At 74.7% G+C, this 12251-nt stretch carries 11 protein-coding genes; 8 read left to right on the top strand and 3 right to left on the bottom strand.

Annotated elements, in window-relative coordinates:
- Positions 1-105 precede the first annotated feature (105 nt).
- A complete protein-coding gene (locus GA0070216_RS07965) occupies positions 106-2250 on the bottom strand; it encodes a S9 family peptidase (RefSeq protein ID WP_091241518.1) in 2145 nt (714 codons plus the stop codon).
- A gap of 86 nt (positions 2251-2336) precedes the next feature.
- Here GA0070216_RS07965 and mshB point away from each other — a divergent pair, with 86 nt between their 5' ends.
- From mshB to GA0070216_RS07950, 3 genes are all read left to right on the top strand, one after another.
- Positions 2337-3260, top strand: a complete 924-nt coding sequence (gene mshB / locus GA0070216_RS07960) for an N-acetyl-1-D-myo-inositol-2-amino-2-deoxy-alpha-D-glucopyranoside deacetylase (protein ID WP_091241515.1) — start codon at positions 2337-2339, stop codon at positions 3258-3260.
- Positions 3261-3277: 17 nt separating this feature from the next.
- On the top strand, positions 3278-3721 hold the full coding sequence (locus GA0070216_RS07955) for a hypothetical protein (RefSeq protein ID WP_091242649.1): 444 nt from the start codon (positions 3278-3280) through the stop codon (positions 3719-3721).
- Positions 3722-3802: 81 nt separating this feature from the next.
- A complete protein-coding gene (locus GA0070216_RS07950) occupies positions 3803-4267 on the top strand; it encodes a hypothetical protein (protein ID WP_091241511.1) in 465 nt (154 codons plus the stop codon).
- 235 nt (positions 4268-4502) lie between these two features.
- Here the strand turns inward: GA0070216_RS07950 and GA0070216_RS07945 are convergent, their stop codons facing one another.
- Complete coding sequence (locus tag GA0070216_RS07945) at positions 4503-5651, bottom strand: GNAT family N-acetyltransferase (protein WP_091241508.1); 1149 nt, start codon at positions 5649-5651, stop codon at positions 4503-4505.
- A gap of 79 nt (positions 5652-5730) precedes the next feature.
- Between GA0070216_RS07945 and fdxA the strand changes: the two genes are divergently transcribed.
- The 5 genes from fdxA to GA0070216_RS07920 all read left to right on the top strand — a co-directional run bounded on the left by fdxA (position 5731) and on the right by GA0070216_RS07920 (position 9641).
- Complete coding sequence (fdxA, locus tag GA0070216_RS07940; RefSeq protein WP_007072862.1) at positions 5731-6057, top strand: ferredoxin; 327 nt, start codon at positions 5731-5733, stop codon at positions 6055-6057.
- A 68-nt stretch (positions 6058-6125) separates the two neighbouring features.
- Positions 6126-7289: a succinyldiaminopimelate transaminase gene (gene dapC, locus GA0070216_RS07935; protein ID WP_281190407.1), complete on the top strand. Its 1164-nt coding sequence runs from the start codon at positions 6126-6128 to the stop codon at positions 7287-7289.
- 11 nt (positions 7290-7300) lie between these two features.
- Positions 7301-8314, top strand: a complete 1014-nt coding sequence (locus GA0070216_RS07930) for a prephenate dehydrogenase (RefSeq protein ID WP_091241505.1) — start codon at positions 7301-7303, stop codon at positions 8312-8314.
- A gap of 47 nt (positions 8315-8361) precedes the next feature.
- Positions 8362-9000 carry an SIMPL domain-containing protein gene (locus tag GA0070216_RS07925; RefSeq protein WP_091241503.1) on the top strand — a complete coding sequence of 213 codons (639 nt, stop codon included), beginning with the start codon at positions 8362-8364 and terminating at the stop codon, positions 8998-9000.
- The gene (locus GA0070216_RS07920) at positions 9000-9641 is read left to right on the top strand and encodes a nucleoside/nucleotide kinase family protein (RefSeq protein WP_091241500.1); all 642 of its coding nucleotides are present in this window, start codon (positions 9000-9002) and stop codon (positions 9639-9641) included. Before GA0070216_RS07925 ends, GA0070216_RS07920 begins: the two co-directional genes overlap by 1 nt.
- Here the strand turns inward: GA0070216_RS07920 and GA0070216_RS07915 are convergent.
- Complete coding sequence (locus tag GA0070216_RS07915; RefSeq protein WP_091241494.1) at positions 9624-12197, bottom strand: hypothetical protein; 2574 nt, start codon at positions 12195-12197, stop codon at positions 9624-9626. The genes GA0070216_RS07920 and GA0070216_RS07915 overlap by 18 nt on opposite strands.
- Positions 12198-12251: the final 54 nt, after the last annotated feature.

Raw genomic sequence — 12251 nt, 5'->3', positions numbered from 1 at the left:
GCCCCGAGGCGTCGACCGGCAGGCCCGCAGCTCCCGGCCCGACCGCGTCGACCGGCAGGCCCGCAGCTCCCGGCAGGCCCGCGCCGGCCCGCAGGCCGCCACGGCTCAGCCCAGGTGGGTACGGAGGAAGTCGAGTTCCAGGCGGAGCAGGCGTTCGGACAGCCCCCCGGCCGCCATGTGGGTGGCCCCGGTCAGCGGCAGCACCGCGTGTGGCCGGCCGGTCGACAGCAGCGCCGCCGACAGCCGCAGAGTGTGCGCGGCCACCACGTTGTCGTCGACCATCCCGTGCACCAGCAGCAGCGGGCGGGTCGGCTCCCCGGGATAGAGCGGCTCCGCCGCCAGCTCCACCAGCGAGTGGTGGCCGTACACGTCGATGCCGTCGTCGGGCAGGCCCAGGTAACGCTCGGTATAAGCGGTGTCGTACAACGCCCAGTCGGTGACCGGGGCGCCGGCGATGCCGCACCGGAACAGCTCCGGGTGGCGCAACACCGCCAGGCCGGCCAGCCAGCCGCCGAACGACCAGCCCCGGATCGCCACCCGGTCCAGGTCCAGGTCGGGGTGTTTGCCGGCGAGCGCGGTCAGCGCGTCCACCTGGTCGGTCAGGATCACGTCGGCCACCCGCCGGTGGATCGCCTTCTCGAACGAGGGCGCGATGCCCGGCGTACCCCGGTTGTCGATGGTGACCACGGCGAACCCGCAGTCGGCCCACCACTGCCGTTCCAGCCAGGCCGACCGGGCGGCCACCACCTCCTGGTGGCCGGGGCCGCCGTAGATGTCCAGCAGCACCGGCAGCCGGGTGCCCTTGACGTGCTCGGTCGGGTACAGCACCGCCGACGGTAACCGGCGGTCGGTCACCCGGACCAGCATCGGCCGGGGTGCCGACGACGGGGTCGCCGCCAGCGACCGCAGCCGGGCCACCTCCCGGTCGCCGCGCCACACCGACCAGCTCGTCCCGGCCTCGTCCAGCGAGGCGGTGCCGACCACCAGGGTGTCCCCGCCGACCGCCGCCGTGTGCCAGCCCGGGGCGCTGCTCATCCGGCGGGCGTCCACCCCACCACCGATCACGGTACGGACCCGGTAGAGGTGCCGTTGGCTCGGTTCGCCCTCGCTCGCCTCCACCAGCAGGTCGGCCGGCCCGGGACCGGTGGGCAGCCGGCCCACCACCCGCCGCACGTACAGCGAGGGTGGGGTGAGCAGGGTGCCGTCGGCGAACAGGCAGCGGGCGTCGTACCCGTCGTGGGCCAGCTCGCCGCCGACCAGCACCCGGCCGTCCGGCAGGTGCGCCGGGGTGCCCGGGATCGGCTCCACCCAGCGCGGGTCGGCCAACTCGGCGTGCACCTGGGTCTCGCCGGTACGCGGGTCCACCGCCAGCACCAGGCCGTGCTGCTGCGACCGGCGCAGCACGGTGATCAGCGGGTTGCCGTCGGCCCAGTCGACCGACGCCAGGTACGGGTAGGTCTCCCGGTCCCAGTGCACGTCCACCCAGCCGTCGTCCAGGTCGAGCAGGTGCAGGCTGACCTCCGCGTTCGGCCCACCCGCCCGGGGGTACGCGACGGTGGTCGGCGGGGTCGCCGGGTCCGCCGGGTCGTGCAGGTGCCAGCGGGGCAGCCGGGAATCGTCGACCCGGGCGGCGAGCACCATCCGCCCGTCCGGGGCCCACCAGTAGCCCCGGAACCGGCCGAACTCCTCCGCCGCGACATGCTCGGCGAGACCCCAGGTCACCCCGCCGTCCTCGCCGGCCAGCACGGTGTCGGTGCCGTCCGGGGCGACCACCCGCAACTCGCCCCGGCGTACCCCGTCGGCGGTGTCGGTGACATAGGCCACCCGCTGACCGGTCGGGTCGGGGCGCGGGTCGATCACCGGGCCGACGGTGGTCACCTCGATCACGTCGCGGTGCACCAGGTCGGCCCGGAACAGCCGGCCCGCCAGCGCGAACACCGCCACCCGGCCCGCCCCGTCCAGGGCGTACGAGCCGATGCCGGCGGTGCTGAGCCGGCGTCGTTCGCGCAGCGCCCGCTCACCCGGGGCCAACACCACCGGATCGGCGTCGTCGCCGAGCAGCACGGCCGGGTCGGCGATCAGGCGTTCCTCGGCGGAGGCGGTCTCCAGCGCCCAGAGCGCGTCGGCCGGGTCCTGCGGGCCACCCGAGCGGAGAAAGACCACCCGGGAACCGTCGTCGGTCACGGACACGGCACGCGGCGCCCCATGGCTGAACCGACGGGTACGGGCGGCCAGCTCGGGAAAGTCCACAACCCGGATCGTAGAGCGGTGCCGGGCGTGATGTGGCCGACCTGCGTGGACGCGTCCGCCCCGGCGCGGACGGACCGCCGGTTAGAGTGACGGTCGTGACGACGCTGCCCGACCGACGCCTCCTACTGGTCCACGCGCACCCCGACGACGAGTCCATCGGCACCGGGTCGACGATGGCGCACTACGCCGCCGACGGCGCCCACGTCACGCTGGTGACCTGCACCCTCGGCGAGGAAGGCGAGATCCACCTGCCGGAGCTGGCGCAGCTCGCCGCCGCCGAGGCCGACCAGCTCGGCGGCTTCCGGATTGGCGAACTGGCCGCCGCCTGCGCCGCGCTCGGCGTCACCGACCACCGGTTCCTCGGCGGCGCGGGCCGCTACCGGGACTCGGGCATGATGGGGATGGTCACCAACGAGCACCCCCGGGCGTTCTGGGCGGCCGACCTCGACGAGGCGGCCGGTCAGCTGCTGGAGGTCATCCGGGAGGTCCGCCCACAGGTCGTCGTCACGTACGACCCGAACGGCTTCTACGGGCACCCGGACCACATCCAGGCACACCGGGTGACGATGCGGGCCCACGAGCTGGCCGACGCGGAGGGCATCGCCCCGGACAAGGTCTACTGGACGGCGCTGCCGCGCAGCGTCCTGGACGCCGGCATGAGCCACTTCACCGAGTCGTCGGACAACCCGTTCGCGGGCATCGAGAGCGTCGACGACCTGCCCTTCGGCACCCCGGACGACCAGATCGCCGCCCGGATCGACGCCACCGAGCAGCACGCCGCCAAGGAGGCGGCGATGCGGGCGCACGGCACCCAGATCCCGGCCACCTCCTGGTTGTACGCGATCGCCGGCAACTTCGGCGCCGAGTTCATGGGGGTGGAGTACTTCACCCTGGCGGTGGGGGAGAAGGGCCCCGGCACCGGCCGGTACGGCTGGGAGGACGACCTCTTCGCCGGGATCGACGCCGCCGCACCGACCCGGGTCGCCGCGGCGATGGCCGGACCCCGGTGACCCTGCCCGCCACGCCGATGCCGGTCGTCGAGGAGGAGGTCGCCGCCGTCCCACCGCCACCCGGTCGGACGGCACGCCTGTTCGACGTCGTGCTGCGGGTGGTCGGTGGGCTGGTCGCCGTGGCCGGTGGGGTGCTCACCGCCCTGATCGGCCTGCTGCTGTCCACCGTCCGGGCCGGCGGGCAGTTGATCGGGGTATCGGTGGCGGTCACCATCCTGGGGGCGATCGCGGTGAGCTGGTTCGCGTACGCCACGGTCGGCCGGAAGTGGGCGGTGGCGCTGCCGGCGCTGCCGTGGTTCGTGCTGATGGCGGTGGCGGCGGTCCGTACCGCCGAAGGTGACCTGCTGGTCGCCGGGGACAACTGGGTCGGGCTGGCGATGATCACCGTTGGGGCGATGACCTTCGCGGTGATGGCGTTCCGGCAGATGCTCAGCCCGCAGCCACGCCGCCACGACGGGTGATGACGACGCACCGCCGACGGTGGTAGATATTCCTGCCAGGAGACCCGTCGACGCGGCGGGCGGTACCGCAGGAGGCATGTGATGAGAGATCGGTGGCGGGCTGTCGGCGTACTCGCGGCGGCCCTGTTCGCGGTCAACGCGGTGGCCCGGGTGATCATCAAGCTCGGCTTCGACGGGAACGACACGGCCGCCGACCGGGTCTCGCTGGGCATGTTCATCGTGGTCGGGCTGGTCCTGGCCGGGGTGGTCTTCGCCTGGGGCCGGGTCGTACCGGCCGCCCGGTGGGGGACCGACGTGGCTGCCGCGGTGACCGTGGCGCTGCTGCTGACCGTGCTCGTCGGCCCGTTGCTGGTCGGCAACAACCCGTTCGGCGGGGGCGTGGGGCTCTTCTTCGCCCAGATCTGGCTCTACCTCGCCGCCGCGGCAGCCGGCGTGGCGATCGGCTATCTGGTGCTCATCGCCCTCGGCCGCGACCACCGTTCCCGACAGCTCCAGCGGTACGCGGAGCGCAACGTGGGCAAGCCCCGCCGGGTCGTCCGCCGCTGACCCGACCCACCCACCCGCCCGCGCGCCTGGCCCGCGCGCCTGGCCCGCGCGCTCGCCCGCCACCGCCCCGTCCCGCCGCGTCGGGGCTTGATCAACTCATGGGGGCGCACATAGCGGTATCCGGACCGGTGGGATACCGCAACATCGGCCCACAAGAGTCGATCAAGGCGACCGGGCCGGGCCAGGCCAGGTCGTGGGGTGGGTCAGGTGGGAGGGGCGACGCGGGTCGGGTGGGTCAGGTGGGAGGGGCGACGCGGGTCAGGTAGGTGTGGTGGGTGGTGAAGCCGAGCTTGCGGTAGAGCGACACCGCCTCGGTGTTGCGCTGCTCCACCTGGAGGAAGGCGTGCGTCGCGCCCTCGGCCGCGCCCCAGTCGGCCAGCGCCCGGATAACCCGGGCGGCCAGGCCCTGCCGGCGTGCCGGCGGGGCCACCTCGATCAGGCCGAGCCCCAGCCAGCGGCCCTGCCCGGTGATCGTGCCCCGACCCGTCGCCACCAGCACGCCGTCGGCGTACACCTGGGCGAAGCGGACCTGGGACACGGCGGTCAGGATGTGTCGGGCGGAGTCCGGCAGGCCGCCCTTGCGGCCGGCGGCGACCGCGAGCCACTCCTCGGACGGTGCGACGGCGAGGACGACCGCCGGACCGCCGGCCGGGCCGTGTCGGCCCGCGTCGTGCGTCTGGGCAGCCGGACGGCCGGTAGGGCCCTGCCGGCCCGCGTCGTGCGTCTGGGCAGCCGGACGGCCGGCCGGGCCGTGTCGGCCCGCATCACGGATCTCGGGCGGCGGGTCGCCGGCTGAACCGGCCCGGCCCGGCCGGGGGGCTCGGTCCGCCGGCCCGGGGGGCGGCGCCGCCGCTCGCAGGGTGGTCAGCGGGACGGTCTGGACCAGGGTGAGCGGCCGGGCGGTCCAGCCCCGGGCGTCCAGTTCGGCGCCGACCGGCACGGCCAGCGGCAGCGGCGTGTTGACCATGGCGGGTTGACCGCGTCCGGCGTACCAGCGTTCGATCGCGTCCACGGCTGCCGGCAGCGGGCGGTCCGGGTCGCCGACCGGCAGCGCCGAGTTGGCCCGTCCGGTCCAGCCGTCGGCGGAACGCAGCAGCCAGTCGCCGAGCCGACCGCGGACCGGCGCGGGCCACGCCTCGTCGGCGGCGAGTTCCAGTTCGACCACGGCGGAGGCGGTGGGCCGGCGGGTGGGGGGCACCCGCTTGGCCCGGTGCACCTCGGCCACCGGCACCCGGACCCGGCCCTGGGCGGTGGCGATGGTGAGATGGGTCTCGCTCAGCTCGACCAGCTCGCCGAGGGCGTCCGAAAAGAGGGGCCGGCCCTCGCGAATCCCCACAATGCGGCGAACCACGATCCGGTGTCCCACATCCTGCTGTCGGAGCACGATCGACCTCCTCCCCGGCGAGATACTAGGCTCTTAGCGTCGCGGGTGATCGCGACGAGTCTTTCGGAGGAGAAGACCGGTGACCTACATCATCGCCGAGCCGTGCGTGGATGTGCTCGACAAGGCATGCATCGAGGAATGCCCGGTCGACTGCATTTACGAGGGCAACCGGATGCTCTACATCCACCCCGACGAGTGCGTCGACTGTGGTGCCTGTGAGCCGGTCTGCCCGGTGGAGGCCATCTTCTACGAGGACGACGTCCCGGAGCAGTGGAAGGACTACACCGGGGCCAACTACGAGTTCTTCGAGGACCTGGGCTCGCCGGGTGGGGCGTCGAAGATCGGCAAGGTGGAGAAGGACGCGACGTTCGTCGCCGGCCAGCCGCCGCGCGGCGAGGGCCACTGAACCGGCCGGCAGCCGTGACACCGGGGTCGCCGGCCGGGCCGGACGTGGTGCCGGCCGGGTCGGCGACCGTGTCGGCCGGGCCGGCACCGGGGTCGCCGGCCGGGCTCGCACCGGCGCCGACCCGGCCGGTGCCGGTGTCGGCCCGGTTGCCCGAGTTCACCTGGGACACGCTGGACGCCGCGGCCACCCTGGCCGCGGCGCACCCGGACGGCCTGATCAACCTCTCCATGGGCACGCCGGTCGACCCGGTGCCCCCGGTGATCCGGCAGGCGCTGGCGGACGCCGCCGACGCGCCGGGCTACCCGCTGACTGCGGGCACCCCGGCGTTGCGCGACGCCATCGCCGGCTGGGTGGCCCGCGCCTGCGGTGCCGGTGTCGACGGGCTCGGGGTGCTGCCGACGATCGGTTCCAAGGAACTGGTCGCCTGGCTGCCCACCCTGCTCGGGATCGGCCCCGGCGACGTGGTCGTGGTGCCTTCGGTCGCCTATCCGACATATGAGGACGGGGCCCGGCTGGCCGGTGCCACCACCGTCCGCGCCGACTCGCTGACCGCCGTCGGCCCCACCTCCCGGGTACGCCTGGTCTGGGTCAACTCGCCCGGCAACCCGACCGGTCGGGTGCTGCCCGCAGCCCACCTGCGCAAGGTGGTCGACTGGGCCCGGGAGCGCGGTGCCGTGGTGGCCAGCGACGAGTGCTACCTGCCGCTGGGCTGGACGGCCGACGCCGCGCCGGTGTCGGTGCTCGCGCCGGAGGTCTGCGGCGGGTCGTACGACTCCGTGCTGGCGGTGCACTCGCTGTCCAAGCGGTCCAACCTGGCCGGCTACCGGGCCGGGTTCGTCGCCGGCGACCCGGCGCTCGTCGCCGAGTTGCTGAAGATCCGCAAGCACGCCGGCATGATCGTTCCGGCGCCGGTGCAGGCTGCGATGGTGGCCGCGCTCGGTGACCAGGCACACGCCGACGCGCAGCGGGAACGCTACCGGGCCCGGCGGGAGACGCTGCTCGCCGCGTTCACCGGAGCGGGTTTCCGGGTGGACCACTCCGAGGCGGGCCTCTATCTCTGGCTCACCCGCGACGAGGACTGCTGGGACACCGTCGACTGGCTGGCCCGGCGGGGCATCCTGGTCGCCGCCGGGGCCTTCTACGGCCCGGCCGGGCAGCGGCACGTCCGGGTGGCGTTGACCGGGTCGGACGCGCACGTCGCGGCGGTCGCCCAGCGGCTCGCCCAGCCGTAGGGGCGGGTGCGGTGGGTGACGAGGTGGGCCGGCCCCGGGTCGCCGTGGTCGGCACCGGCCTGATCGGCGGTTCGATCCTGCTGCGGCTGCACGAGGCCGGTGTGCCGGTGGCCGGTTGGGACCCGGACCCGGTCACCCGGGCCGAGGGCCGTCGCCGGGGCTTCACCTTTCCCGACGAGCTGGCCGACGCGGTCCAGGGCCGGGACGTGGTGTTCCTCGGTGGCCCGCTGCCGAGCCTGCCGCAGACCCTGCTCACCGTGGCCGGGCTGACCGACGACCGGTGTGTCGTCACCGACGTGGGCAGCACCAAGGCGGCCGTCGCCGAGTTCGCCGGGGCGCACGGGCTGACCGGCCGGTTCGTCCCCGGCCACCCGATGGCCGGTACCGAACGGGCCGGGTTGACGGCCGCGCTGGCCGGGCTGTTCGTCGACGCGGCCTGGGTGCTCTGCCCGAGCGCCGACGGGTTGGTGCCGTTCCGGTCACTGGTCGGGCTGATCGTCGACGTCTTCGCCGCGCACGTCGTACCGATGTCGCCGGGGGTGCACGACTCCGTCGTGGCGCTCTCCTCGCACGTGCCGCACCTGCTGGCCGGCAGTCTGGCCGGGGCCGCCGCCGACTCGGCGGTGCGGGACGCGGTGGTCAGGCTCGCGGCGGGCAGCTTCCGCGACGGCACCCGGGTCGCGACGACCCCGGCCCGGCGCACCGCCGACATGCTGCTGGCCAACCGGGAGCAGGTGCTCCGGCAACTGGCCGAGGTGCGGGCCGCGCTCGACGGGCTGACCGAGGCGGTCCGCGCCGACGACCTGCCCGCGCTGGTGGCCCGGTACGAGCGGGCCCGGACGGTACGGCTGCCGTCGGACCACACCCGACCCGTCCGCCGGCGGTTCGACCTCGTCGGGGACCCCGCCGAGGAGTTGGCGTTCGTCCGGTCGGTCGGCGAGTCCGGTGGGCACCTCACCGGCTGCACGGTGACGGGGGAGACGGTGACGTACACCGGGCTGCGGCCCGCCGACGCCCCGGCCTGACCGCACGGAAACCGGCGGCGGGTGGGCTGCGCCGTTAGGGTGGGTGCGTGGTGGACGGACCGGTGGTGGCGGTACGCGGTGAGGCGTACCGGGAGGTGGCACCCGAGCTGGCCCGGTTCGAGGTGACCGCGACGGCCCGGGAACGGGACCGTCAGCTCGCCCTGACCCGGCTCGCCGAGCGGGCCGCCGCCGTCCGGGTGGTGCTCGACGAACACGAACCGGCGGTGGACCGCCGGGAGGCCGGTGAGCTGCGGGTGCGACCCGAGACGAACCGGTCCGGTGAGCGGGTCGTCGGCTACCTCGGCAGCGTCTCCACCACGGTCACCGTCACCGACTTCGGCTCCCTCGCCGAGCTGATGCTGCGGCTGGCCGAGCTGGACCACGTCGAGGTGGCCGGCCCCTGGTGGTCGCTGCGCCCGGACAGCCCGGCCCACCGGGAGGCCCGGCACGAGGCGATCGCCGACGCGCTGCGCCGGGCCCGGGAGTATGCCGAGGCGCTCGGTGCCCGGGTGACCGCGCTACTGGAGTTGGCCGACACCGACGAGGGGTTCGCCGGGGGTGGGGCGATGTACGCCCGCCAGGACCGAATGGCCGGTTCGCCGGAGCTGGAACTCGACCCCCGGCCGCAGTCGGTGCACGCCGTGGTGCGGGCCCGGTTCACCATCAGCGAGCCGGTCCTGACCTGATGCCCGAGGCGCGTCCGTTCTCCCTCGACGACCTGGTGGCCCGGGCCCGGTCGCTGGCCGACGCCGGCCCCCGGCAGTTGCTGGGCATCGCCGGTGCGCCCGGTGCGGGCAAGTCCACCCTGGCCGAGCGGATCGTCGCGGCGGTCGGCCCGACCGCCCGGCTGGTGCCGATGGACGGATTCCACCTCGCCCAGGCGGAGCTGGCCCGGCTGGGCCGGGCCGACCGCAAGGGCGCGGTCGACACCTTCGACGCCAACGGGTACGTGTCGTTGCTGCGCCGGTTGCGCCGGTTGGAGCCGACCGCCGTCTACGCGCCGCTGTTCCGCCGGGATCTGGAGGAGCCGGTGGCCGGGGCGGTGGAGGTGCCGCCCTCGGTCCGGTTGGTGGTGACCGAGGGCAACTACCTGCTGCTCGACGATCCCCCCTGGGACGAGGTGCGGCAACTGCTGCACGAGGCGTGGTTCCTCGATCTGGACGCCGGGCTGCGGCTGCGCCGGTTGGTGGCGCGGCACCTGGCGTACGGGCGGTCGCCGGAGGCGGCGCAGGCCTGGGCGTACGGCAGCGACGAGGCGAACGCCGCGCTGGTGGCGGGCACCGCCGACCGGGCCGACCTGGTGATCCGGTCAACCGACCCGGGGTGACGGGACGCCACGCCGCAGCAGCCGGGCCACCACGGCCCGCTCCCGGTGGAACTCCAGCGCGTCCGGGTAGCCGCTGTGGTTGCGGATCGGCGGGTCGGCGACCTCACCCCCACTGGGGTGCAGCGCCTCCGGGTCGGTCACCGGCACGTCCCGTTCCCCGGCGCTGACCCGCCAGCCGAGGGGGTCGGTGTCGCGCCAGAAGTTGGTCCACGCGACGTGGCCGGAGGGCCAGGTCAGGTTGTCGGCGAGCACCCGGAGCCGGTCCGGTCCGAAGTAGGCGGGGAAGACCCGTCCGTAGAGCCGGGTGAGCTGGCAGCCGTACGACAGGAACCAGATCCGCCGCCGCCATCGGGCCGGGAGCTGGAGCAGCGTCGCCGCGCAGATCACCGTGCCCTGGCTGTGTCCGGAGAGGATCACCCCGTCCATCCGGCGTGGGTCCTGCTCGCTCAGCGCCAGGATTCCGGCGACCCGGGTCTGCAACTCGGGTACGGCCCGTTCCGCATAGCTGGGCGGGGCGAGCGGGTGCGCGGCGCGCGGCCAGAAGGTGCCGATGTCCCAGAGCACCCCGACGCTGCGCCGGACGGTGTCGTTGCGGTAGACGAGCAGGCCCAGGCCGGCGACCACCAGGGGGAGCCAGCCCAGCATGGTGTCGCCGAGGTCGGCGGCGGCGCGTACCAGACCCGCCCAGCCCGACGCGCCGGCCGGTGCGGGGCGGGTACGGGTGAGCGCGGCCACGCAGGAGAAGGCCACCAGCACCGCCGCGACGGCGGCGTAGTAGCCGATCAGCCGTACCGCGTGTTCGCCGACCAGGCGGTGCAGCGCGCGGAAGGTGCTGACGTCCCGGCAGCGGCGCAGGTCGTGCGCGGAGAGGTCCCGCCGGCCGGCGGTGAGCCGGGTGTACTCGGCGCGACGCAGCCCGCCGAAGATCATTGCGGCGCGGATCAGCGTGCCGAGCAGGGCAGCGGTGGCGACGGTGAAGGCCAGGCCGGCCCAGATCACCGGCAACGGCGGCGCGATCGGGGAGAATCCGCTGGGTGAGGCGGGACCGTCGAGCCGGTCGGCGATCCAGTAGAGCAGGCCGGCACAGTAGGCGATGGCCATCATCCAGCCGAAACCGGCGATCACCGCCGCCCCCCGGCCGCCCCAGGCCACGTCGGTGTATGTGCCGAGCGGTTGCTGGTCGTCGTTGCTGCCGGTGCGCGGCAGCAGCAACCCGATCGAGGCGATCGCGATGGCCGGTGCGGCGAGCATCCAGATCAGCAGCCCGTCGGGGGCGGTGGGGAGGCCGGGCAGCCAGCCGTCGCGCCAGGCCATCCCGAGGGGCAGCAGCACGCCGACCGCGCCGGGGAGGAGCAGGGCGCGTCGTCCCGACCGGGCGACCGTGCCGATGGCGATCAGCAGCAGCACCTGGTAGGTGGCGAGCCAGGCGACGAGACCGTCGTAGCCGGGCAGGGAGTGGTCGGTGAGGCAGCCGGCGAGGCCCGGGTCACGGACGCACCCGGCCGGCGGACGCCACTGCGCCAGCGGGGTGCCGGCGGGGCCGTCCGGCAGTAGCAGGAGGGTGAAGGTACCGGCCAGGGCCAGGCCGGTGAGCACGCCGACGGCGAGGCTCCACCGGCCGAGCGGGGTGGCCCCGCTGCGCCGGGTCAGCCAGGGCCGGCCCACCGCCACCATCGCGATCGCCACCACCACGACCAGGGCGGTGACGGTCGGGGCGGCGATCACGGCCCGTACGCCCCGGGCCGGGTCCATCACCAGCACCGCGCCGACGGGTACCGCGGCGGCGAGCGCCGCGCCGACGCACAGGTGCAGGACGGCGGCGCGGCGCAGTTGGCCCTCCCCGCTCCAGAAGGTGGGGTCCTGCAACGGGTTGGCCAGGCCGGGCCCGGCAGCGGCGGGTTGTTCCCCGTCGTCCGCCAGCGGGGGGCGGGGGTCGGCGGGCATCTCGGCCTCGTACTGGTAGGTGCGCCAGGCGACGACGCCGAGCAGCAGCAGCATGGACAACGGCACCAGCAGGCCGGCGGCGAGCGCGTGGGCGTCCGTGCGCCACCAGCCCCGGCCGAGGAACTCCCACGAGCCGGGTAGTTGCCGCAGGCACTCCTGATCGATGCACTGCCAGGCGATCAGGTCGACCCCGACGCCGGCGGCGGCGAGCACCAGGGTGCCGGTGAGGCTCAGGCAGAACAGCCGGATCAGCCAGGCGGCGATGCCGGAGCGGCTGCCCCAGCGTTCGGTGTCCGGGTCGGGCGGGATGCCGGGGCGGGCGTACAGGGCGACGTTGGCGAGGGTGAACGGCAGCAGCAGCGTCCACAGGGCCCGCTCGACGTCGCGCGCGGTCCGCGCCCCCGACGTCAACTGCCCCCAGCTGTACGCCTCGACGACGACGGGGTCGTCCGCGGCGGAGTCGCTGGCGCGGTAGAAGCCGGTGACGTCGCCGCCGGAGACGAGCCGGGGTGGCGGACCGCCGCCGGTCGGGTCGGTGGGTAGGCCGAGGATCTGGTCGGGCGGGGTGTTGGACACGCCGTGCACCCGGAGTTCGAGTACCCGCTCGGCCATCGGTGCTCCCTGGTGACGTCGTCACTACCCAGAGTGCATCGGATTTCGTGATTC

Origin of the sequence: Micromonospora matsumotoense (assembly GCF_900091525.1) — a bacterium.
Taxonomy (GTDB): Bacteria; Actinomycetota; Actinomycetes; order Mycobacteriales; family Micromonosporaceae; genus Micromonospora; species Micromonospora matsumotoensis.
Note: the sequence above shows the minus strand (reverse complement) of the source record. Positions and strands in the feature narration are given on the sequence as shown.